We start from the raw sequence: 22,914 nt of genomic DNA on the forward strand, positions 1-22,914 counted from the left end.
AATAAACTTTTCCTTATAAAAAGGCTATTCACCGAAAGGCGTATTTTGAAGCCAATCTTCAAGGTCTGAACGATTGAGCGGGCGGCTAATGTAATAACCTTGGACGATATCGCACCCCCACTCTTTCAAAATATCAAGGGAAGCTAAGTCTTCTACACCCTCGGCAACCACTTTCAAATTAAAGACATTGGCCAAACTAAGCACAGTATGAACAATTTGTTGATCATTCTCGTCGCTAGCCAAAGAAAGAATAAAGCTTTTATCTATTTTAATCGTTTTAACGGGTAGGTTCTTTAGGTAGGCCAGTGACGAATAACCAGTACCAAAATCATCGATAGCGAAGTGAAAACCTCTCGCAGTTAATTCGTTAAGGTTTTCAATCGCAAGTGATGCATCAGCAACTAAATCGCTTTCGGTTATTTCAAGCTCTAAAGATTCTGGTGATAACCCTTCTTTCGTAAGCAGAGCCACTAGCTTGCTTAGTAACACTTTATTTTGAATGTCTTGGGTCGACAGGTTCATGGCAACGGTAAACCGATAACCCTTCGACCTAAAGTAAGATAAGTCAGTAATGGTTTGCTGCATCACCCAGGTTGTTACTTGCTCTATCAACCCTGCTTGCTCGGCAATGGTAATGAATTCATCTGGCGGCACAAAACCAAGCGCGCTATTGTTCCAGCGGATCAACGCCTCCATGCTGCAAACTTTCATCGTTTGCAAGTCAACCTTGGGCTGGTAAACCATAGACAATTCGTCTTGCTGGCTCACAAGCGCCCTCTTCAATTCCGTTGTGATGGCGAGTCTGCGATTATATCTATCTTCTAAATCTGTGCGATACCGCACACACCAGCTATCACTATGAATAGCCTCATCGGTCACTATGTTCATCTTTCTAAATAGTTCTTCAGAAGATGAGGCATCTTGAGGGCACTCGATTATTGCCATAGCGACTTTTACGGGAATGGCAATCAAGTTACTCTCGACAGGCTGTTCCAGAATGTGTTTAAGCGTTTCTAGCTGATCGTCGTTTAACGATTCGTGTGAAATATACAGTATCTCGCCGCCGGCAAGGCGTGCAGACGTGCCCGGCCAGCGCTGCAAACGTTCAGCGAGAGCCTTTAACGTGTTATCACCATTTGAGTAACCGTATAAGTCATTTATGGTTCTAAACCCGATAACTGTTATAGCCACAACCTGAACGGCTCTTCCATAGTCAAGTTCAGACTGAAAATAGCCTTCAACATAATTACGATTAAAAAGACCGGTTAATACATCGTGTTCAGCCTGGTAGCGAATGTGCTTTTCACGACTTTTAATACTTGCTTGCATGCTGTCTACGGCAACTGCAAGCTCTGTAATTTCTTTTAGTTTAGATGGTGCTTCAAGGGTTGAACCATACTTACCCGATGCTACTTTATTTACGGCTTTTACTAGCTTAGAGACAGAGTCGCTCACATTCCTTGCTAGAAAAAGGGAAAGCCCCAGCGCTACTAGAATTGCCAGTAGACAGAATGCCAATATGGTTAATTGAATACGCGTAAAGGCGTTGAAATAAGACGTTGTATCGACAGCTAATGTGATAGCAACCGGTAAATTTTGTTCTACGCCTATGCTTACCTGACGCGCCAAGTAAGTTAATTCGTTTTTAAAGGTTACATCCACCCAAGACGGGTCTTGTTCTGATGCAATTATTTGTAGCGCTTCACCTTTGGCTAGTGTTGCTTTTATAACCTCATTTGAATCTACGTCAGAGATAATTATCTCTGCATCAACAAGTTGCTTCAGCTGTTCAAGTAACTCATCGTCGAATTCGACGCCTATTAGCATGTAATATCTGAGTGTAGGGATTTCTACCTTGATAAGGTTCAACTGGATTAAGTTGTTATTTACAACAAAAAAGCCGCTGTCTCGGCCTTTTGCAACAAGCGATAAACTGCTCTCTATATCCTGACCAACATTGAATAAGTCAGTGTGGGTTGCAACAACCTTATGGTCTAAGCTCACTAACGCGATAATTTGAGTATTAAGGCGATCTGCATAACTCGTAAATGCAGCTTCAATAGAGGGGATATTCTCGGTTCCAACAGCGCGCCTGAAATCAAAGGAACGCGCCAGGACTTTAGATACACTTTTGATAACGGCTTGCCTGTCGGCAACAACTTTATCGAAAACTTTTTCAGCCAATAGAATATCGTGATCAATATTCTGAACAACGAGAGTGTTTGCGGAGCGCCAAACAGCGCCAATAATCAGAAGTGATGCTATTACAATCCCTATTAATAAGGTTTGAAATAAAGTCTGGCTTAGTGTCTTTTGCACTATAGTGCCCCGTGAAGATTGTTGTAATTTTAAAGCAGTCGAAATAGGTATCGAAGTTAAGAATAGCTGATTAACAATAATAGGGACAGGTATAACACCCTGTAAATTTTAGATTTTAACGCTTTGTTACAAATGCCTTGCTCTCGAAATGTATTTGCTAAAGCTACGCTACTACAGTAAAAAATCGAGAAAAAGCAAAAAGCCAGCATAACGCTGGCTTTTATTACTATTTGGTGCGGAAAGCGGGACTTGAACCCGCACGAGCTATGCTCACCACCCCCTCAAGATGGCGTGTCTACCAATTCCACCACTTCCGCGAAATTTTTATATGTTTAGTTTGAACCTTCAGAGCCATCAGCTACAGGCACATCAGATGCCTTAACATCACTAGCTGGCACGTCGCTTTGCGCTGCATCTTCAATTACTGGTACATCCTGGTCAGCCGGAAGCTGTACCGGCTCTTCAACAGCTGCTGGAACTTCTAAGTTATTCCATTCATCTTCAGCACTTTCGCGGTTGGCGGTCAATGCACCTAAAGTAAGGCTAATGAAGAAGAACAAACCTGCCAAAATGCCGGTGGTACGCGTCATAAAGTTACCAGAGCCAGACGAGCCAAAAACTGTGTTTGAACCACCTGAGCCAAATGAAGCGCCCATATCTGCACCTTTACCCTGTTGAATTAAAACAAATCCAATAAGCAAAAGTGCAACAATTAGGTATGCTACTAATAGCACTTCGTAAATCATAAATACCTCGTCAGTTTGCCGCTTGGCAAATTGAAATAAAATCTTCAGCCTTTAAACTGGCCCCGCCAATCAAACCGCCATCTACGTCTTTTTGCGCAAATAAGGTGCTGGCATTATCTGGCTTAACACTTCCGCCGTATAAAATACGAAGGCCTTGTGCCAGCTCTGTGTCTACTTTATTAAAGTAGCCACGAATAAATTCGTGAACGTCTTGTGCTTGTTCTGGGCTGGCCGTTTTACCTGTACCTATTGCCCAAATTGGCTCGTAAGCTATAACTGTTTTGCGTAGTTCATCAACAGACATTGCATTAACAAGGGCGTCTAGCTGTTCACCGACAAATGACTCTACGTTGTCAGCTTCTCTCACTTCAAGGGGTTCACCCACACAAATGATAGGAACTATGCCAGATGCGACACACTGTTTAGCTTTTAGCGCTACAAGTTCGCTTGACTCACCCTGGTCTTCGCGTCTTTCAGAGTGCCCAACGATTGCATATTCGCAACCCGCTTCTTTAAGCATTTGGACTGATAACTCACCAGTATGTGCGCCATTTTCTAAATGACTTACGTTTTGAGTACCGATAGCAAATGAACGTGTTTCAAATGCGTGTAAAAGTAGTGAAGGAGCACAAATCACGATTTCCGATTCAGCTTTTACATCAGCAAGTTTCTGATTAAATTCAGCAACTAGTGCTAAATTCCCATTCATTTTCCAATTGCCAGCCACGAATGGCTTTCTTACATTTTCACTCACAACGCAGACCTTAGCCCTGTCTTTAAAGCGGGCGTGATATTAACTATTTAATTGAAAAGATACAAGCACAAAAAGCAAAATTTCCTGCTACGCCAACTAATTGGCGAGATTACGAACAGTTTCTGCAATATGCTCAGCCCATTTATGAGATTGTGCATCGTCGTTCGACTCTACCATCACACGAATTAGTGGTTCAGTACCACTTTTACGCAGTAAAACCCTACCCGTTTTACCCAATGCTGACTCTGCTTCTTTCTTAGCGTTTTGTACGTCTTGGTGTGAAAGATAATCCACTTCTTGGTTGGCGTAACGCACGTTGACCAATGTTTGCGGGTACATGTCAAAACCACTGGCTAAGTCGTGTAGATCCATATGAGAGCGCAACATAGCGGCAAGTACTTGAAGCCCAGCGACAATACCATCACCAGTCGAACTCATATTAAGGTTAAGAACATGACCTGAATTTTCACCGCCAATAGACCAGCCTTTCTGCTGCAGCAGTTCCATTACGTATCTATCACCTACGTTACTTCGTACAAATGGAACGCCCAACTTTGAAAGTGCGTTTTCAAGTCCAAGGTTACTCATCAATGTGCCCACTACACCACCCTGCATCTTGCCATTTTTAAGCGCATCTCGGGCAATAATGTAAACAATTTGGTCTCCGTCTAAAACGTTGCCAAGATGGTCTACCATCATAATGCGATCGCCATCGCCATCTAGCGCAAAGCCAAGGTCAGCGCCGGTCTCTTTAACCTTTTCTACAATCGCATTCATTGAAGTTGCGCCAACACCGTCGTTGATGTTTAGGCCGTCAGGCGCTGTTCCCAGTTCAATTACTGTTGCGCCTAGCTCGCGAAGAACGTTTGGTGCTATGTGATACGTTGCGCCGTGCGCGCAATCTACCACTATTTTTAGACCCGTTAACGATAGCTCAGAAGGAAATGTGCCCTTACAAAATTCGATGTAACGGCCTGCAGCGTCATTAATTCGTGTAGCCTTACCTAACTTGTCAGACGCTACGCATGTCATTGGACGCTCTAACATGTCTTCAATAGCTAACTCTATGTCGTCATCTAGCTTAAAGCCTTGAGCAGAGAAGAATTTGATGCCGTTATCGTAAAAAGGGTTATGGGAGGCACTGATTACGATACCCGCTTCAGAGCGGAATGTTTTCGTTAGATACGCAATAGCGGGCGTAGGCATAGGCCCTAGCAAGCCTATATTAATGCCTGCAGCCGATAGGCCAGCCTCTAGAGAGGACTCTAGCATGTAGCCAGATATACGAGTGTCTTTACCGATAAGTACTTTATTTGTGCCGCGGCCAGCTAAAACTTTTCCCGCAGCCCATCCTAATTTGGTCACAAACTCTGGGTTGATATTGCTCTCACCCACTTTTCCACGTATACCATCGGTACCGAAATATTTGCGCTGAGTCATTATTCTTCCTTATTTAATCGTATTCAGCATTTTCACGATATTGACAGCGTCCGCTGTTTCTTTAACGTCGTGAACGCGAATAATCTGTGCGCCCATTTGGGCGACAATTGTAGCGAGGCTTACGCTTCCAGCCAAGCGCTCATCTACTTTTCTGTTAAGCAAATTGCCTATCATTGATTTACGTGACATTCCAACCAAGACGGGAAAGCCCAACGACATAATATCAGGCAGATGTTTAACTAGGGCATAGTTATGCTCTAGCGTTTTACCAAATCCGTAGCCTGGGTCGAACAATATCGACTCTTTCGCAATGCCAGCTTGCTCACACACCTTTGCGCGAGCTAATAGAAACTGACTTACTTCCTCAATTAAATCACTATATTCGGGGTTATTTTGCATAGTTCGCGGTTGCCCCTTCATATGCATTAAGCAAACGGGCACTTCAGCTGTCGCGGCGGCTTCTAGTGCGCCGGATTCTTGTAAAGCACGTACATCATTAATTAACCCTGCACCCGCGTTGACTGCTTCACGCATTACTTCTGCTTTACTGGTATCAATAGATATCACAGCATCACTATTTTTTGCGACTGCTTCAATAACAGGTATCGTGCGGTCTAGCTCTTCTTGCAGAGATACATCAGGGGCGCCAGGTCGTGTAGATTCACCGCCAATGTCAATGAAGGTTGCGCCATCATCAAGCATGCGATGCGCATGTTCAACCGCTCGCGTCACATTGGCGTGCTTGCCACCGTCAGAGAAAGAGTCAGGGGTTACATTTAATATGCCCATCACGTGTGACTGTGATAAATCGATGAAGTGCTTTCCAAACTGCATGAACTACTCGCGTTATTATTCTTTAAAAATGAAGCTATAAAACAAACTGATTTTAACCCACGGAAATAGCAATAAGCGTTAGATTAAAATCAACCTGCTCTAACAAAAAACGCCAGCTGAACTGGCGTTTTTTAATTAGTGTAGAGGCTTAGCTTGGTATGTCACCCGGCTTGCCTACAGACGGTTTATCAACACCGTCATTTTTAATTTCACCTTCACGAACCGGCGCACCACCGCTTGGCTTATCGCCACCAGACGGCTTGCTGTCGTCCCAGTCTGCAGGAGGACGAACGTCAGTACGATTCATTAGGTCATCAATTTGCTTAGCATCAATGGTCTCGTACTTCATTAGTGCGTCTTTCATTGAATGTAAGATATCGATGTGGTCTTCAAGGATTTTCTGAGCGCGTTCATAGTTGCGGTCAATCAAAGATTTGATTTCGGCATCAATGGCACGCGCTGTGTCGTCAGACATATTCGTTGCCTTAGACATAGACTTCCCTAGGAACACTTCACCTTCGTCTTCAGCATAAAGCATTGGGCCCATTTTGCTCGACAAGCCCCACTGAGTCACCATCTTACGTGCAATTTCAGTAGCGCGCTCGATGTCATTAGAGGCACCTGTGGTTACTTTGTCGTCGCCGTAAATGATGGCTTCAGCAATACGCCCACCAAACAAGCTAGAAATCATGCTTTCTAAGTGTTGTTTTGAATGACTAACACGGTCTTGCTCAGGCAAGTACATGGTCACACCCAACGCGCGACCGCGTGGAATGATCGATACTTTGTAAACCGGATCGTGCTCTGGCACTAAGCGACCAACAATGGCGTGACCTGCTTCGTGATACGCTGTCATTTCTTTTTCAGGCTCAGACATCACCATAGACTTACGCTCAGAGCCCATCATGATTTTGTCTTTCGCTTTCTCAAACTCTTCCATTGAAACCAAACGTTTGTTACCACGGGCAGCAAACAATGCAGCTTCGTTTACAAGGTTAGCAAGGTCAGCACCTGAGAAACCTGGTGTACCGCGAGCAATAACAGAAGGTTCTACGTTGTCAGCCACTGGTACTTTGCGAATATGAACCTTAAGAATTTGTTCACGACCGCGAATATCTGGCAGACCTACTACAACCTGACGGTCGAAGCGACCAGGGCGAAGTAGCGCAGGGTCAAGAACGTCTGGGCGGTTAGTTGCCGCAATAACGATGATACCTTCGTGGCCTTCAAAGCCATCCATTTCAACAAGCATTTGGTTAAGTGTTTGTTCACGCTCGTCGTGACCACCACCTAAACCTGCACCACGTTGACGACCTACCGCATCAATTTCATCAATGAAGATAATGCAAGGCGCTGCTTTCTTAGCTTGTTCGAACATATCACGAACACGCGATGCACCAACACCCACGAACATCTCTACGAAATCAGAACCAGAGATAGTAAAGAAAGGTACTTTTGCTTCACCCGCTATAGCTTTCGCAAGCAATGTTTTACCTGTACCAGGAGGACCTACCATAAGTACGCCCTTCGGAATTTTACCGCCTAGCTTCTGGAACTTAGACGGGTCACGAAGGAAGTCAACTAATTCAGATACGTCTTCTTTAGCTTCATCACAGCCGGCTACGTCAGCAAACGTCGTCTTTATTTGGTCTTCACCAAGTAGGCGAGCTTTGCTTTTTCCAAAAGACATAGCGCCACGGCCGCCGCCACCTTGCATTTGACGCATGAAGAATATCCATACACCGATAAGCAATAACATGGGGAACCATGAAATGAAAATTGACGTTAGAAGAGACTGTTCTTCCGGTGGTTCACCGTAAACTCTTACGTCGTTTTTAACTAAGTCAGATACCAACTTGTCATCGAAGTAAGGTACGAATGTTTGGAAAGTTTCGCCTGAACGCTTTGTACCGCGAATTTCGCCACTATTGTTGATGCGAACTTCACGAATATTTCCCTGTTCTGCTTCTCTCAAAAACGTTGTGTAGTCAGTTTGCGAACGAGACGATTCACTCGGTGAAAAGCTCTGAAAAACCGACATTAAAACAACGGCGATGACTAACCATAAGATTAAATTTTTTGCCATATCGCTCAATGCTACTAACCTCTATAAACCCGAATTGCTTGTATATCCAACAAGTTGTTTATTGAATAAACGGCACAACTCGCAACGAAAACCGCTTAACCCAAAGCGTACTACACTTTATACCCACAAGCCACCAAATACACCTCACGAGAACGTGATCTGGACGAGTCAGGCTTGCGCGTCTTTATGGTTGTGAAAGATTGTTTAAGTGCGTTCATGAACTCAACAAACCCCTCACCTTGGAACACCTTAATGACAAAAGAACCACCAGGTTTTAAAACTTGGTGACACATATCTAGCGCTAGTTCGCAAAGGTACATAGAGCGAGATTGGTCAACCGAAGCGTTACCCGCAAGGTTCGGTGCCATATCAGACAACACAATATCTACGGTGTTCCCACCGATTCTGTTCAATAGTGCGTCGAGAACAGCGTCCTCTCTGAAATCACCTTGTAAAAAATCTACGCCCACTATCGGGTCCATTGGCAAAATATCGCACGCGATAACTTGACCATTGTCGCCAACAAGCTGTGCAGCTAGCTGAGACCAGCCCCCTGGTGCGGCACCAAGGTCTACAAGTGTCATTCCTGGTTTTATAAGCTTATCTTTTTTCTGGATTTCTTCCAGTTTATAAATAGCTCGCGAGCGCCAACCTTCCTTATTTGCTTTTTGCACATAATGGTCGTTGACGTGTTCTTGTAACCAGCGTTTACTGCTGGCGGAGTGTTTCTTTTTTGTCATTCCAGTACAATGTCATTAGGATTGTAGAGAAGATGGCGTTAGAATACGTTATTTCAAGCATAAACTAACAGATTAATTGTAAGAAATATTACTAGATGAAACTTTCAAATAAACAGAAACAATTCCTTAAAGGTCTTGCACACCCGTTAAAACCTGTTGTGCAGCTAGGTGGAAACGGCCTTACGGAAGGTGTGGTTGCTGAGATCGACAACGCACTAAGCCACCATGAATTAATTAAAGTTAAGGTACCAACCGATGATCGCGAAGAAAAGGCGCTTATCATGGATGCCATTGTACGTGAAACCAACTCAGTTAAGCTTCAGGTAATTGGTCACACGCTAATTATCTACCGTCAAAGCGAAGACTGTAAAATTCAGTTGCCAAAATAGCTGCAAAATAACTGAATAAAAGGTGCCGTTCCCTTTCGGCACCATAGTTTTTCTTCTTACTTCCCGTTAACATCACGTTAATAATAGTGAACAATTAGGGTTTAAGGGAAAACTATGACGCTAAATAATCTTACCGCCGTTGTCACTGGCGGTTGTTCAGGACTTGGTCACGCCACTGCTATTGCGCTTCGCGATGCGGGTGCCAACGTCAGCCTTTTCGACCTAAATGATGAACTTGGCGCGCAACGCGTTGAAGAATTAGGTAAGGTCAACACGCTTTTCGCCAAAACCGATGTTCGTGATGAGGCTTCTGTTCAAGCGGCTATCGACGCAACCACTAACAGGTTTGGTGCTATTTCACTGGTAGTCAACTGCGCTGGTATCGCGCCCGCAAAACGTTTACTAGATAAAGAAGGCAACCCTGCTCCACTCGGCGATTTTCAGAAAACTATCGATATTAACTTGGTCGGCAGTTTTAACGTATCTCGTTTGGTGGCTGCAACTATGGCAAAACAGGCGCCTATTAATGAAGAAGGTGAACGCGGTCTTATTGTTAATACTGCTTCAGTTGCAGGCTATGAAGGTCAAATAGGCCAAACTGCCTATGCCGCAAGTAAAGGCGGCATTATTGGTCTAACTCTACCAATGGCGCGAGATTTAGCACCATTAGGCATTCGCGTTAACACCATCGCGCCGGGTGTAATGGGTACGCCAATGCTGCTTGCTATGCCTGAAAAAGTACAAGACGCCCTTTCTGCCAACGTTCAGTTTCCTAAACGACTTGGGCTGCCTGAAGAATTTGCAAAACTGGTTATTCACATGGTAAACAACAGCTATTTAAATGGTGAAACAATCCGCTTAGACGGCGGCCTTCGCATGCCACCGAAGTAGTAGAGAAGTACATTAACGTATTAATCAAAAAAACCGCCTTCGTGAAGCGACTCCCTATAATTGGAATGTCCAACTGATAGGGGTCACTTCATTCGGGGCGTTTTTTTCTTGGAGTCGATATTGGTGCTTGCTACTATCGCTTACAGTTACTCTCCATCTCCACCGTTCACAATAAGGGCGATATTGTATAAACGGTTTACCGCATGGTAGTTGATAGAGTTTTTAGGGTAACGCCCTTTACTGCTAATTTTACCTGCTTCTTGTTCCATCAAAATAGTAAGCGCATCGTCTACCGTCTCAACCGTGTAAATATGAAACAGCCCTTTTTTCACGGCATCGATAACGGTGGCGTCTAATACCAAATTTATTGCATTAGATTTAGGGATAATCACGCCCTGCGTACCGGTTAGGCCGCGGTGCTGACATAAGTCGAAAAAGCCTTCTATCTTTTCGTTCACACCGCCCACCGCTTGCACCTCACCATATTGGTTTATAGAACCTGTAATAGCCAAGGTTTGTAGGCACGGGATTTCAGTAAGCGCTGATATAAGCGCAACGAGCTCTCCAAGGGATGCGCTGTCGCCGTCTATATGACCGTACGACTGTTCTAATGCGATGTTTGCAGATAGTGTTAACGGGAAATGCTGAGCGTATTTATTACCTAAATAGCCATTAAGTAGCATAACCCCTTTAGAGTGTATGGGCTGTCCAAGCTCTACTTCACGCTCAATATCAACTACGCCACTTGCCCCAGCAAACACAGTAGATGTAATGCGTGCAGGTGTACCAAATGCGGTGTCACCAATATCCAATACGGTTAATCCGTTGACTTTTCCGACCGCTTTGCCTTCAGTGGCAATAAGCACGTGCCCTTCTTTAATATCGTTTAAAAGCGTTTGACTAACGCGGCCTGTGCGGCGTTTTTTGGCACTTAATGCTGTCTTTAAATGATCAAGTTCTAGCGTGTCGGCATTCGACTTCTTGCAGAAATAGTAGGCTTCATTAACTAGCTCGATAACTTCAGCAAAATGCGCGGAGAGCTTTTCTTTGTGTTCGGCCATTCTAAGCGAATATTCTACTAGTCTGCACATGGCATTAGCCGTTATACCTTCAAGCCCTAGTGTATTTAGATGCGCGCGCACCTTGCCTACAAAGTCGAAAAGCGCCTGTCTGGTGACGGGGATTTCTAAGTCAAAGTCAACTAATACTCTGAAAAGTTCGTCAAACTCATCATCATAATCTTGCAGGGTGTAATACAGGTCGCGGGAGCCTAGCAAAACGATTTTTACATTTAAGTCGATAGGCTGAGGGTTTAGCGTGATGTTATTCACCATACCCACGTCTTGCTGAGGTAAGTCCATGCGCAAGCGCTGGGACTTAATGGCAAGCTTCAGGGTATCCCACACAAAAGGCTGCTCTATTAACTGGTCAACATCCAATAAAAGGTAACCGCCATTTGCCCTGTGCAGCGCACCTGACTGTATCATTCTGTAATTAGTAAATACGCTACCATGAATGTTGGTGTATTCAATTTTACCGAATAGGTTTTGGTAGGTAGGGTTCGGCTCGTAAATAACAGGTGCCGCATCGTCTAATTTATTTGATACCAATACATTAGGAAGAAACTGCTCTTCTAAAAATATCTTCTTATCGAAATCGTCACTCTTTTCCTCTTTTTGCTCTTCATTATGAATAACTAAGATAGCGTTAACCAAAGCGGTTTTAAGCTGTTTTAGATACTTCATAACACCAAGCTCAGAGGCGTATTTGTGCTCAAACACTTTGATAAGTGGCTTAATCACATGCTCTGCTGTCTTTTTATCAAGCTCGCGCAGCCGCTCTGAGTTTTCGCGTTTCCACGTAGGTAAACTCAACAGACTTTCACTCAGTCTGTTTTCTAAATCATCAATGAGCGTATAAAAGCCTTCTCGCTGCTCGTCTGTGAGCGATGCAAAATCGGTATCCCTTATTGGCTTGCCGTTAACGATAGGTGAAAACGTAATTGAGCCACCCTCTTCATAAAGCGCAACGTCATTAGCTTGTGCGTAACGCTCTACAGCATCGATAGCTGCATCGTACTTTTGTTCAAATTCTCTGGAAATAGATGCACGACGGCGCTGATAACCAGGGTTATCAAATGCAATAGGCAGTGAATCCAAAACATCATCGATAAGCGCAGCCATATCTTTTTGAAATGCCTTACCACCACCTGGCGGGAATTTTAGCGCAACGGGTTGGCGTTCATCGTCGAAGTTGTTGATATAACACCAATCATCGGGTGCACAAAGCTGTGCGACCTGGCGTTCAATGTAGTCTTTTACTAAAGTGAAACGCCCTGTGGCGGGCTCACCCATTACGTAAAGGTTGTAACCTTTGGTGTTAATACCTAAACCAAATGTGAGCGCTTCCCGTGCACGCTCTTGCCCAATAAAAGTCGCGTTTAGCGCTTCATCGTCTTTTAAGGCACTGTTTACCGCTCGGCGATTTATGGTAGGTGATAGCGCGTCTACATTTAACGCATATATATTAGTGTCTACAGACATGCCTGTTCTATTTTCGTTTCTTTACTTAAGTGAAACCCTAATTAACAGCACTGTCAAACGGTTAACTCTAATAAGGCAGCTTTACGTTGTTAATTGCGCAACAAACAACCAGCTTGGCGCCTCAATGTATTGATTAACACATAACGAGCAGACACTAAGGCTTCTGTTCATATTGATACATAAAGAAACAAGGTGTAGCTTTTTAATGGCAGTACGTGCGATACATAGTGAAATTTAGATTAGCAAGCAGCCAACACGAATAATAAAAACCAAAGGTTAGAACAATGACGACAACAACGAAAGCTGGCAAAGCCGTGCTCTTTTCGAGTCTACTGGGAGTTATATTTTCTCCATTTTGCCTCGCTAAGGTAAACTATGCGGATAACTCGGGCTTTTCCATTACTAACGAAAGTGAAAGTGCGGCCCCTATCGAAGCAGTGTATTCTCACTTTATTCAACACGTGGATAAGTGGTGGCCGAAAGATCACACTTGGTGGAAGGGCACGCTTAGCATTGATGAACAAGCCGGTGGTTGTTTTTGCGAAATTACACAAACAGCGAGCGCGGCACACATGCAAATAAGCTATGTTGAGCCTAACAAAAAAGTGGTAATGACCGGCGGTTTAGGCCCCCTTCAAGAAATGGGCGTATCAGGTGCGCTTACATGGGAATTCAGTACCTTAGAAGAAAACACCTCATCGAATGACGATACAAAGCGCGAACATTCAACAAAAACAAAAGTTACCCTTAACTACCACGCCTCTGGCAACATTCACTTCAACGGACAAAGAGCATCTAACGAGGACGCTGCCAATTTGGTTAAAGTTGTCGATAAAGTGCAGGCGCAGCAGTTAAATGCATTAACTGCCTTTAGCAATAAACAATTTAACGAAGTGGAAAAAGACAATGCTAAACGATAATAGAAATCGACCAGAAATAGGTCGCTATGTGAATTTTACGCGAGAGTTTAAGCAAATCATTTTCATTAACGAGCCTAAACTACAGCATTAATGCTCACTTTTCATGCAAGCAGAAATAAATATTGCCTAGTTCAGTGTTAAGCTATTGAGGCATGGCTTAGCGCTGGGTTATTCTATTGGGCTATATGTATGTAAAGTGGGAAAATCCCACGTGCGGTTATATGGCAATAATGTAAAAAGCAGTTATAGATGCTCTTTCAACTCATTCGCCTTATGCCGCCCTATAAACGTTTTAACTTTTAATGCGGAAGCCTAAGTTTCATGGCCGATAATCAGTACAATCCGAAAGACATTGAACAACGCGTTCAGCAATACTGGGAAGATAATCAATCTTTTAAAGCAAACGACGATGTAGACAAAGAAAAATTCTACTGCCTGTCGATGTTTCCATATCCTAGTGGCCGACTTCACATGGGTCACGTGCGCAACTACACCATTGGTGACGTAATAAGCCGTTTCCAGCGCATGCAGGGTAAAAATGTATTGCAGCCTATGGGTTGGGATGCTTTCGGTCTACCGGCGGAAAATGCAGCGATTAACAACAATACTGCACCAGCGAAATGGACATATTCCAACATTGATTACATGAAAAACCAGCTTCGCTCGTTGGGGTTTGGTTACGACTGGGATCGCGAAGTAACAACGTGTAAGTCTGACTACTATCGCTGGGAGCAGTGGTTCTTCACACGCCTTTACGAAAAAGGCCTTGTGTACAAGAAAAACTCCACCGTGAACTGGGACCCTGTAGATCAAACTGTTCTGGCTAACGAGCAGGTAATTGACGGTCGCGGATGGCGTTCAGGGGCCCTAGTTGAACAAAAAGAAATTCCACAGTGGTTTATTAAAATTACTGACTACGCTGAAGAGCTTTTACAAGATTTAGAGCAGCTTGAAGAATGGCCGGACCAAGTACGCGCCATGCAAGCAAACTGGATTGGCCGCTCTGAAGGCGTGGAAATTACGTTTGACCTAGCGTCATCGGTTAATGATATTGCCGATTTAACGGTATATACCACCCGTCCGGATACATTTTACGGCGTAACTTATGTAGCAGTAGCGGCACAGCACCCATTAGCGGAGTTTGCAGCGCAGACTAATCCAGATTTAGCAGCCTTTATTGAAGAATGCAAAAACACCAAAGTTGCTGAAGCTGAATTAGCGACGATGGAGAAAAAAGGCTTTGCCACTGGCTTTGAAGTTATCCACCCACTAACCGGTGAAAAGCTGCCAATTTGGGTCGCTAACTTTGTATTGATGGACTACGGCTCTGGCGCAGTAATGGCCGTACCGGGTCACGACCAACGCGACTGGGAGTTTGCCACAAAGTACGATTTGCCTATTAAGCAAGTTATTGCGCCAAATGCCGGTGATGAAGATAAATGCGACCTTTCTGCTTCTGCGTTTACAGAAAAAGGTAGCTTAATTAACTCGGAAAAATTTGACGGGTTAGAGTTCGATGCGGCATTTAACGGTATCGCCGATGAGCTTGAAAACAAAGGCTGTGGCAAGCGCAAAGTAAACTACCGTTTACGTGATTGGGGCGTAAGCCGACAGCGCTACTGGGGCGCGCCTATTCCAATGCTAAATTTGGAAAACGGTGAATCGGTTCCAGTTCCTGCTGACCAACTACCGGTTGTGCTACCGGAAGACGTAGAAATGAATGGCGTAACCTCGCCAATCAAAGCAGACCCTGAGTGGGCTAAGACCACATATAACGGCGAAGCGGCTTTACGTGAAACTGATACTTTCGATACCTTCATGGAATCGTCTTGGTATTACGCGCGCTATGCGAGTGCTACTAATAATGATGCCATGCTTGACCCGACTTCAGCCAACTACTGGCTACCGGTAGATCAATATATCGGTGGTATCGAGCACGCCATCTTGCACTTGCTTTACTCGCGTTTCTTCCACAAGTTGCTACGCGACGAAGGCTTGGTGAACTCTGACGAGCCATTTAAGCGCTTATTGTGTCAAGGCATGGTATTAGCCGACTCTTACTACCGTGAAGACGCGTCTGGTAAGAAAACCTGGTTCTCACCTACAGAAGTAAGCACAGAGAAAGACGACAAAGGCCGTATTGTTAAAGCGTGGCTGACAGCAGATGGCGAAGAAGTTATTCATGGCGGTATGACGAAAATGTCTAAGTCGAAGAATAACGGTATCGACCCGCAAGAAGTTATCGACCTGTACGGTGCCGATACAGTGCGTCTATTTACTATGTTTGCAGCGCCTCCAGAGCAAACCCTAGAATGGGTTGATTCTGGCGTTGAAGGTGCCAACCGTTTCCTACGTCGTATCTGGAAGCTTGTTACCGAGCATGTGGAAAAAGGCGCGCCAGAAGCTATTGACGTTAAGTCACTGTCGAAAGACCAGCAGGCACTTCGCCGTGAAGTACACAAAACGATTGAGAAAGTGTCTGATGACTTAGGTCGTCGCCAAACCTTCAATACTGCGGTTGCTGCAGTAATGGAGCTACTGAATCACCTTCAAAAAGCGCCACAAGAAAACGCCCAGGACATCGCTATTATGCGCGAAGCCTGTGAATCAATCTTGTTGCTACTTAACCCTATTACCCCGCATATTGCTCATGAGCTTTGGAAAGTACTAGGTCACAGTGAAGATATCGATTCAGCGCCATGGCCACAGGCAGATAAAGCAGCTTTGGTTGAAGACGAAAAGCTTATTATTGTTCAGGTTAACGGTAAGGTTCGCGCGAAAATGACCATTGCTGCTGATGCAAGTAAAGAGACAATTGAAGCGTCTGCAAAAGAGCAGCCTAACGTTCAGCAATTTATCGAAGGTAAAACCATTCGCAAAGTGATTGTTGTTCCTGGCAAGCTTGTCAACATTGTAGCTAACTAGGTCAGATGGTGATGAAAAAGCACTTACAATTTGTAGTCGCTGTGTTGGCTACCGTTTGGGTTACAGGCTGTGGTTTTCATTTGCGAAGCAGCCCTAGCCTACCTGACGACATTAACACGGTTGCCATTGAAAGTGCTCGAGCACACGCGCCCCTCGCGCGTGCGCTCGATAAACGCCTTAACGTTTATGGTTTATCCAGTGTTAACGTGGATAAAGCAACCCGCTCCAATCAACACGTAAACATATACTTGCTACCAGAGAAATTAGAGCGCCAGCTGCTGTCTGTTTACCCGTCTGGACAAGTTGCTGAGTACGAGCTTATTTACGTAGTTCGTTATCGTGTTCAATTTCCCGGTAAAGAAGCGGTAATGGCCCAATTTGAAGTGGTACGTGACTATCAAGACGATCCGGACCAAGTGTTAGCAAAGTCTCGTGAACTTGAACTAATGTTAAGCGAAATGCGCAACGAAGCAGCAGATATTATGATTAGACGCCTTTCTAGTCAGGCAGTTGCTGCGCCTAACGTATCGTCATTATAAATCAAATAGACATCAGAACTTTTCATGCAAATTTACCCAAACCAATTTAGCCAAGATATTTCAAAGGCATTACGTCCATGCTATTTGGTGTTTGGAGACGAGCCTCAGCAAAAATTTGATGTTATTGAGCAAATTCGCGCTAAAGCGAAGGCTAATGGTTTTGAAGAACGCACTGTGCTTGTTGCTGAAACAGGTTTTAACTGGAATCAGTTGATTGAAGCTACGCAAAGCATGTCGCTTTTTTCAAATCAGCAGTTTATTGAATTAGAGTTACCAACCGGAAAGCCTGGCACGGAAGGCAGCAAAATGCTGCAGGAAGTCGCAGCGTCTTTAAACCCCGATATTCTGTTGCTAGTACACGGCCCCAAAATAGGTAAAGACGTACAACGCGGCAAGTGGTTTAAAGTTCTTGATGAACTGGGCGTGTCGGTACTTTGCTATCCATTGGAAGGTAAGCAGCTAAACGCATGGTTGAACAAACAGCTCAGTGCCCATCAGCTTTCCGTGACCGCGTCAGGTGCCAAAATGATTGCCGATTTTTGTGAAGGCAACATGCTAGCCGCCAAGCAAGAAATTGACAAACTCGCTCTGCTCTATCCGCAACAGTCTATATCAGATGAGCAAATTGAGCAGGCTATGGTGGACCAATCGCGTTTTAACGTGTTCCAACTGGTTGACGTGATGCTTAGCGGTGACAGCACTCGCTGTATCAAAATGCTTTATCGATTAGAAAGCGAAGGTCTAGAGCCAAACATTATTATCTGGGCGCTTGTACGTGAATGGGAGCAGTTATGGAAGCTAAAACTGGCTCAGCAAAGCGGCACGCCTATACAGTGGCAAAAGTTTGGTATATGGCGTAATAGGCAAGGCTTTTATCAAAGTGCATTGAATCGTTTGAGCCTTGCGCAGCTCGAAGACATACAAAATGCACTGACGAGAGCTGACCATGCATTTAAACAAAATGTAATCGCCCGTCCCTATGTTGAAATGTGTCACCTTTGCATGATGTTCATGGGGATAGATCTTCGCGAAATCCCAATGTTGCAAGCGTAAAATTACAAATAAAGTACGGATAAGGCACAGACAAGGTATATATAAAAGTGAGTCAATCACGTTCTTTCCAACTAAGCCCTCGTGTAAAAGCTATCCTTGGCGGTACTTTTAATCCGCCACATAAGGGGCATATTGGTGCTGCACTGAAGGCCGCTGATGAAGTGGGTATTGACCACGTTTATTTAATGCCGTGTAAATTAGCACCCCATAAGTCGGTAGGCGTTTCAGAAACCCACCGGGTAAGAATGATTGAACTTTGTGCCCGAAGCAGTGACAGACTGATTCCAGAGTTAATTGAACTGACGCTTCCATCGCCCTCTTATACGTTAAAAACACTGCGGGCGCTTAAAGAAAAAAGCGATGATACAATCTGTTTTTTCATTGGCGCAGATTCACTGTATAATCTGGATAAATGGTACGAGTGGGAAGACCTGCTCGATTACTGTCACTTAGTGGTTATGCGCAGAGACGGCGAAGAGTTTTCGCCTCCCCCCGCAATACAAGCCTGGTTAGATTGTCATGTGACTAACGACAAAAATGTTATTCACACAAAGCCTACAGGCCATGTAGTGTTAACCAACACGCCACTGTATAGTGTTTCATCTACTGAAATTCGTGACGTATTAGCGGGTGCCGCTACGTCTGACAAAGCGAATGCGCCAAGCGCTTCAAGGGCTATTTCTGCCGAATATTGGTTAGAAGAAAGCGTATTAGCCTACATAAACGAACATCAGTTATATAAAAGTTAAGTAAGTGAGGAAAGCTCTTGGAGAGTCAACAGCTCAAACAGTTTGTTAAAGACAAAATTGACGATATGAAAGGCCGTGATGTTATCGAACTAGACGTTCGCGGCAAATCAACGATTACAGATACCATGATTATTTGTTCGGGTAACTCTAAACGCCACGTATCTTCTATTGCTGAAAACGTAATGGTTGAGGCAAAAAATGCCGGCCATGCGCCTGGCAGTGTGGAAGGTAAGGAAACAGGTGAATGGGTCCTTGTGGATTTTGGTGATGTTATCTTGCACGTAATGCAGGATGAAACCCGTGACTTCTATCAGTTAGAAAAACTGTGGGCGCAATAATTTAAGCGCCAGCTAGTACTACATAGCAACACGGTCGATAAAGGCCATACCTCACTAGCGTATGGCCTTTATTGTATAAAAGAAAAATTAATTCCTGCGGTAAGGGTAAGTTAAGTGCGTATACAAATTGTCGCGGTCGGAACAAAGATGCCAGGCTGGGTAAACACTGGCGTAGAAGAATTTATTCGTCGATTCCCCAGCGATATGCCGGTGTCATTCACCGAAGTACCCGCCGGTAAACGAGGTAAGAATGCCGATATAAAGCGCATTTTAGAGAAAGAAGGCGAGCAAATGCTGGCCGCTATTCCTAAAGGAAACCGTATTGTTACATTAGAGGTAACCGGAAAGCCTTGGGACACTCCTACGCTTGCTAAACAACTCGACAATTGGAAAATGGACGGGCGCGATGTAAGCCTTCTCATTGGCGGGCCTGAAGGGTTGGCGCCTGAGTGTATTGCTGCGTCAGAACAAAAATGGTCTTTATCGGCCCTCACGCTTCCCCATCCTCTAGTTCGAATTATTCTTACCGAAAGCCTATACCGCGCTTGGTCGGTCACGCAAAATCACCCGTACCACCGTGAATAAGATATCGCTACGCTAATGCAAAGGAAGTCAATGCCACGAAAACGACAAGCAATTCGCGACCATTCAGCTGAGGCGAACTTATTCGCTCGCCGCGCGACCATCGCTTTTATTATCGTTGTAGCCATGTTGGGCATTGTGCTAAACAATCTTTACTCTTTACAGGTCACCCAATTCGAAGATTACCAAACCCGCTCTAATGGTAATCGAATAAAAGTTTTACCCATCGCGCCCAACCGTGGCCTTATTTACGACCGAAATGGCGTACTTTTAGCGGAAAACCGTCCGGTTTTTAGCCTAGAAGTCATTCCCGAACAAGTCGACGATATTGACCAGACCCTTGCTGAACTAACCGAATTAATGGATATTACTAGCGATGAATTAGAACGCTTTCAATCAACGCTTAAGGGAACCCGTCGATTTAAACCCGTAGCGCTTCGCACACAGTTAAGTGAAGAGGAAGTCGCGCTTTTTTCTGCCAGTAAACACAAATTTCCAGGCGTGCAAATTGAAGCCCGTCTAGCCAGGCATTATCCGTACAAAGAAACCCTTACTCACGCGCTTGGTTATGTGGCACGAATTAATAAACGCGACTTACAAAAACTTGTTGAAGCAGGTCAAGAAGATAACTACGCAGCTACTCATGATATTGGCAAGTTAGGTATTGAGAAGTACCACGAAGAATTACTGCACGGTAAAGTTGGTTATCAGCAGGTTGAAGTAAACAATCAGGGCCGTATCATTCGTGTGCTGAGCGTTGAACCGCCAACGCCAGGCAAAGATATAGTGCTTAACTTAGACCTAGAGCTCCAATTAGAGGCTCAGCGAATAATAGAAGGCATGCGCGGCGCAGTAGTCGTAACCGATGTTAAAACCGGTGGCGTACTTGCCCTATATTCTAACCCTAGCTATGACCCGAATTTATTCGTGCACGGTATTAGCAGTAAAAATTATTCTGCGCTGTTGAATTCACCAGACCGGCCACTTATTAATCGTGCTACGCAAGGTCAATACCCGCCTGCTTCTACCATCAAGCCTCATTTAGGTTTTGTTGGTCTTGAGGAAGGCGTTATTACAAAAGACTATACGGTTAACGATACAGGTCGCTATAAATTACCAAATGTGTCTCATGTGTGGCGTGACTGGCGCCGTTGGGGCCACGGAAAAGTAGATGTATCGAAAGCCATTGAAGTGTCTTGCGATACTTACTATTACGAACTGGCCTATAAATTAGGTATCGATAAAATTAGTGAGTCTATGTATGAATTCGGCTTCGGAGATTTTACCGGCATTGACTTATATGAAGAGTCTGATGCAAACATGCCAAGTCGCGGGTGGAAGCGCGCTCGTTTTAATCAGCCATGGTACATTGGCGACACCATCCCTGTTGGTATAGGCCAAAGTTACTGGACCACTACTCCTGTGCAATTAAATACATCAGTCAACACACTGATTAACGCAGGCGAACGCTATATCCCTCAAATTATTCGCGGTTATATGAACTCAGATAGGTCTGTCGACCTTATTCCGCTTAAGTCGCTACGACCTATAGAGATTAAAAACCGTGAAAATTTAGATGTGGTATTAAACGCCATGCGCGATGTGGTAAGTGGCGATGAAGGCGGAGCACGCCATGCGTTCGCAGACACGCCCTATGATTCGGCGGGTAAAACAGGCACAGCGCAGCTTTTTACCGTTGGGCAAAATGAAGAATACGATGCCAGTAAAATAGACGAGCGCCTTCGCGACAACGCCATGTACGTAGGGTTTGCACCTTTTGATGACCCAGAAATATCGGTAACCGTGGTACTTGAAAACGTAGGCGGTGGTAGTAAGAACGCTGCCCCAGTTGCACGTCAAATTATGGATTTCTATTTCAAAGATCGTGTCTTTGAAACTGTAAAAGCTGACCCAGCAAACAGTGACAATAAATTAGGGACAAACTAGTGAAACGAACCACCATAAACCCTAATAAAATAAGTTTTCTTCAGCGCATTCATATCGATGGCTGGCTACTCATTGGTCTGCTTGTGTTAAGTTGCGTTGGACTATTTACGCTCTACTCTGCGTCCGGCCAAGACATGGAACAAATGGAACGCCAGTTTATTCGACTGGGGTTCAGCTTTATCGTTATGTTCGGCTTAGCTCAAGCCCCTTTGGGCGTGTTTAGGTTTTTCTCAACCTATGCCTATGCTGCCGGCCTATTGATGCTTATAGCCGTATTGCTGTTTGGCGACATGGGTAAGGGCGCACAGCGCTGGCTCGATTTAGGCTTTATTCGATTTCAGCCATCTGAACTTATGAAACTTGCCGTACCTATGATGGTAGCGTGGTACATTAGTAAATTCACCATGCCACCGCGAACAACACATATCATTGTTGGTTTTGGCCTAGTCGTTGTGCCCACTATCCTTATAGCTAAGCAACCAGATTTAGGTACATCATTATTAATTGCCAGTTCAGGTATCTTTGCCATATTTTTAGCCGGTATGAGCTGGCGTCTTATTTCAATAGTTGGCGGGCTAATCGGTGCATTTGCGCCTGTGATGTGGTTTTTCTTAATGAAAGACTACCAGAAGCAACGGGTTCTTACCTTTTTGAACCCAGAAAGCGACCCGCTCGGCTCAGGCTATCATATTATCCAATCTAAAATTGCCATTGGCTCAGGCGGGGTTGACGGTAAAGGCTGGCTACAGGGTACCCAATCACAGCTAGAGTTTTTACCCGAGCGCCATACTGACTTTATCTTTTCTGTATTTAGCGAAGAATTTGGTCTTACCGGTGTCATGTGCTTAATGGCAATTTACATTTTTATCATTATGCGCGGACTGATCATTTCTAGTCGCGCACAGGACGCTTATGCGAAACTACTCGGCGGTAGTATCACGCTTACCTTTTTTGTTTATGTCTTTGTTAATATGGGTATGGTTTCCGGATTACTCCCTGTGGTAGGCGTCCCCTTACCCTTAGTAAGTTTTGGTGGAACATCTATGGTGACTTTGATGGCAGGTTTTGGCATTCTTATGGCCATTGCCACTCAAAAACGTTTAATGTCTAGATAACTTG

Annotated in this window: 19 protein-coding genes and 1 tRNA gene; 11 read left to right on the top strand and 9 right to left on the bottom strand. The window is 44.5% G+C overall.

From position 1 onward, the window contains the following. Positions 1 to 24: 24 nt before the first annotated feature. The 8 genes from D1814_RS18235 to rlmE all read right to left on the bottom strand — a co-directional run bounded on the left by D1814_RS18235 (position 25) and on the right by rlmE (position 8,919). Complete coding sequence (locus D1814_RS18235; RefSeq protein ID WP_118495074.1) at positions 25 to 2,319, bottom strand: GGDEF domain-containing protein; 2,295 nt, start codon at positions 2,317 to 2,319, stop codon at positions 25 to 27. A gap of 231 nt (positions 2,320 to 2,550) precedes the next feature. Then, positions 2,551 to 2,636 (bottom strand) — tRNA-Leu (locus D1814_RS18240). 15 nt (positions 2,637 to 2,651) lie between these two features. Continuing rightward, on the bottom strand, positions 2,652 to 3,065 hold the full coding sequence (gene secG, locus D1814_RS18245; protein ID WP_118495075.1) for a preprotein translocase subunit SecG: 414 nt from the start codon (positions 3,063 to 3,065) through the stop codon (positions 2,652 to 2,654). 10 nt (positions 3,066 to 3,075) lie between these two features. Continuing rightward, positions 3,076 to 3,819 (bottom strand): triose-phosphate isomerase, encoded by a 744-nt coding sequence (tpiA, locus tag D1814_RS18250; RefSeq protein WP_118495076.1) that lies wholly within the window; start codon positions 3,817 to 3,819, stop codon positions 3,076 to 3,078. Positions 3,820 to 3,915: 96 nt separating this feature from the next. Beyond that, complete coding sequence (glmM, locus tag D1814_RS18255; protein WP_118495077.1) at positions 3,916 to 5,259, bottom strand: phosphoglucosamine mutase; 1,344 nt, start codon at positions 5,257 to 5,259, stop codon at positions 3,916 to 3,918. A gap of 9 nt (positions 5,260 to 5,268) precedes the next feature. Beyond that, entirely contained in the window at positions 5,269 to 6,093 is an 825-nt protein-coding gene (gene folP / locus D1814_RS18260) for a dihydropteroate synthase (RefSeq protein ID WP_118495078.1), read from the bottom strand. Between the two features lie 148 nt (positions 6,094 to 6,241). Beyond that, positions 6,242 to 8,188, bottom strand: a complete 1,947-nt coding sequence (gene ftsH, locus D1814_RS18265; protein ID WP_118495079.1) for an ATP-dependent zinc metalloprotease FtsH — start codon at positions 8,186 to 8,188, stop codon at positions 6,242 to 6,244. A gap of 101 nt (positions 8,189 to 8,289) precedes the next feature. After that, entirely contained in the window at positions 8,290 to 8,919 is a 630-nt protein-coding gene (rlmE, locus tag D1814_RS18270) for a 23S rRNA (uridine(2552)-2'-O)-methyltransferase RlmE (RefSeq protein ID WP_014949364.1), read from the bottom strand. A gap of 95 nt (positions 8,920 to 9,014) precedes the next feature. On the opposite strand from rlmE, the gene yhbY reads away from it, so the two are divergent. Then, complete coding sequence (gene yhbY / locus D1814_RS18275) at positions 9,015 to 9,308, top strand: ribosome assembly RNA-binding protein YhbY (protein WP_014949363.1); 294 nt, start codon at positions 9,015 to 9,017, stop codon at positions 9,306 to 9,308. 114 nt (positions 9,309 to 9,422) lie between these two features. Beyond that, a complete protein-coding gene (locus tag D1814_RS18280) occupies positions 9,423 to 10,199 on the top strand; it encodes a 3-hydroxyacyl-CoA dehydrogenase (protein WP_118495080.1) in 777 nt (258 codons plus the stop codon). Between the two features lie 146 nt (positions 10,200 to 10,345). Here D1814_RS18280 and D1814_RS18285 read toward each other — a convergent pair whose 3' ends face one another. After that, positions 10,346 to 12,742, bottom strand: a complete 2,397-nt coding sequence (locus tag D1814_RS18285) for a Lon protease family protein (RefSeq protein ID WP_118495081.1) — start codon at positions 12,740 to 12,742, stop codon at positions 10,346 to 10,348. A gap of 284 nt (positions 12,743 to 13,026) precedes the next feature. Here D1814_RS18285 and D1814_RS18290 point away from each other — a divergent pair, with 284 nt between their 5' ends. From D1814_RS18290 to rodA, 9 genes are all read left to right on the top strand, one after another. Next, a complete protein-coding gene (locus D1814_RS18290) occupies positions 13,027 to 13,662 on the top strand; it encodes an SRPBCC family protein (RefSeq protein ID WP_118495082.1) in 636 nt (211 codons plus the stop codon). Positions 13,663 to 13,983: 321 nt separating this feature from the next. Then, a complete protein-coding gene (leuS, locus tag D1814_RS18295; protein WP_118495083.1) occupies positions 13,984 to 16,587 on the top strand; it encodes a leucine--tRNA ligase in 2,604 nt (867 codons plus the stop codon). A gap of 11 nt (positions 16,588 to 16,598) precedes the next feature. Then, the gene (locus tag D1814_RS18300; protein WP_118495084.1) at positions 16,599 to 17,126 is read left to right on the top strand and encodes an LPS-assembly lipoprotein LptE; all 528 of its coding nucleotides are present in this window, start codon (positions 16,599 to 16,601) and stop codon (positions 17,124 to 17,126) included. Between the two features lie 24 nt (positions 17,127 to 17,150). Next, positions 17,151 to 18,179: a DNA polymerase III subunit delta gene (gene holA / locus D1814_RS18305; protein WP_118495085.1), complete on the top strand. Its 1,029-nt coding sequence runs from the start codon at positions 17,151 to 17,153 to the stop codon at positions 18,177 to 18,179. A gap of 47 nt (positions 18,180 to 18,226) precedes the next feature. Then, positions 18,227 to 18,928, top strand: coding sequence for a nicotinate (nicotinamide) nucleotide adenylyltransferase (gene nadD / locus D1814_RS18310; protein ID WP_118495086.1), 702 nt, complete (start codon positions 18,227 to 18,229; stop codon positions 18,926 to 18,928). 17 nt (positions 18,929 to 18,945) lie between these two features. Further along, complete coding sequence (gene rsfS / locus D1814_RS18315) at positions 18,946 to 19,266, top strand: ribosome silencing factor (RefSeq protein ID WP_118495087.1); 321 nt, start codon at positions 18,946 to 18,948, stop codon at positions 19,264 to 19,266. 114 nt (positions 19,267 to 19,380) lie between these two features. Beyond that, a complete protein-coding gene (gene rlmH, locus D1814_RS18320; protein ID WP_118495088.1) occupies positions 19,381 to 19,851 on the top strand; it encodes a 23S rRNA (pseudouridine(1915)-N(3))-methyltransferase RlmH in 471 nt (156 codons plus the stop codon). 30 nt (positions 19,852 to 19,881) lie between these two features. Continuing rightward, on the top strand, positions 19,882 to 21,795 hold the full coding sequence (gene mrdA, locus D1814_RS18325) for a penicillin-binding protein 2 (RefSeq protein WP_118495089.1): 1,914 nt from the start codon (positions 19,882 to 19,884) through the stop codon (positions 21,793 to 21,795). Further along, the gene (gene rodA / locus D1814_RS18330) at positions 21,795 to 22,910 is read left to right on the top strand and encodes a rod shape-determining protein RodA (RefSeq protein ID WP_118495090.1); all 1,116 of its coding nucleotides are present in this window, start codon (positions 21,795 to 21,797) and stop codon (positions 22,908 to 22,910) included. Before mrdA ends, rodA begins: the two co-directional genes overlap by 1 nt. Positions 22,911 to 22,914: the final 4 nt, after the last annotated feature.

It is taken from the genome of Alteromonas sp. BL110 (assembly GCF_003443615.1).
GTDB lineage: Bacteria > Pseudomonadota > Gammaproteobacteria > Enterobacterales > Alteromonadaceae > Alteromonas.

Coding starts and splice junctions, on each gene's coding strand:
- leuS (WP_118495083.1), top strand. CDS start 13,984: ATGGCCGATAATCAGTACAATCCGAAAGACATTGAACAACGCGTTCAG.
- mrdA (WP_118495089.1), top strand. CDS start 19,882: ATGCCACGAAAACGACAAGCAATTCGCGACCATTCAGCTGAGGCGAAC.
- secG (WP_118495075.1), bottom strand. CDS start 3,065: ATGATTTACGAAGTGCTATTAGTAGCATACCTAATTGTTGCACTTTTG.
- glmM (WP_118495077.1), bottom strand. CDS start 5,259: ATGACTCAGCGCAAATATTTCGGTACCGATGGTATACGTGGAAAAGTG.
- yhbY (WP_014949363.1), top strand. CDS start 9,015: ATGAAACTTTCAAATAAACAGAAACAATTCCTTAAAGGTCTTGCACAC.
- holA (WP_118495085.1), top strand. CDS start 17,151: ATGCAAATTTACCCAAACCAATTTAGCCAAGATATTTCAAAGGCATTA.
- D1814_RS18280 (WP_118495080.1), top strand. CDS start 9,423: ATGACGCTAAATAATCTTACCGCCGTTGTCACTGGCGGTTGTTCAGGA.
- D1814_RS18285 (WP_118495081.1), bottom strand. CDS start 12,742: ATGTCTGTAGACACTAATATATATGCGTTAAATGTAGACGCGCTATCA.
- rlmE (WP_014949364.1), bottom strand. CDS start 8,919: ATGACAAAAAAGAAACACTCCGCCAGCAGTAAACGCTGGTTACAAGAA.
- D1814_RS18290 (WP_118495082.1), top strand. CDS start 13,027: ATGACGACAACAACGAAAGCTGGCAAAGCCGTGCTCTTTTCGAGTCTA.
- D1814_RS18300 (WP_118495084.1), top strand. CDS start 16,599: ATGAAAAAGCACTTACAATTTGTAGTCGCTGTGTTGGCTACCGTTTGG.
- folP (WP_118495078.1), bottom strand. CDS start 6,093: ATGCAGTTTGGAAAGCACTTCATCGATTTATCACAGTCACACGTGATG.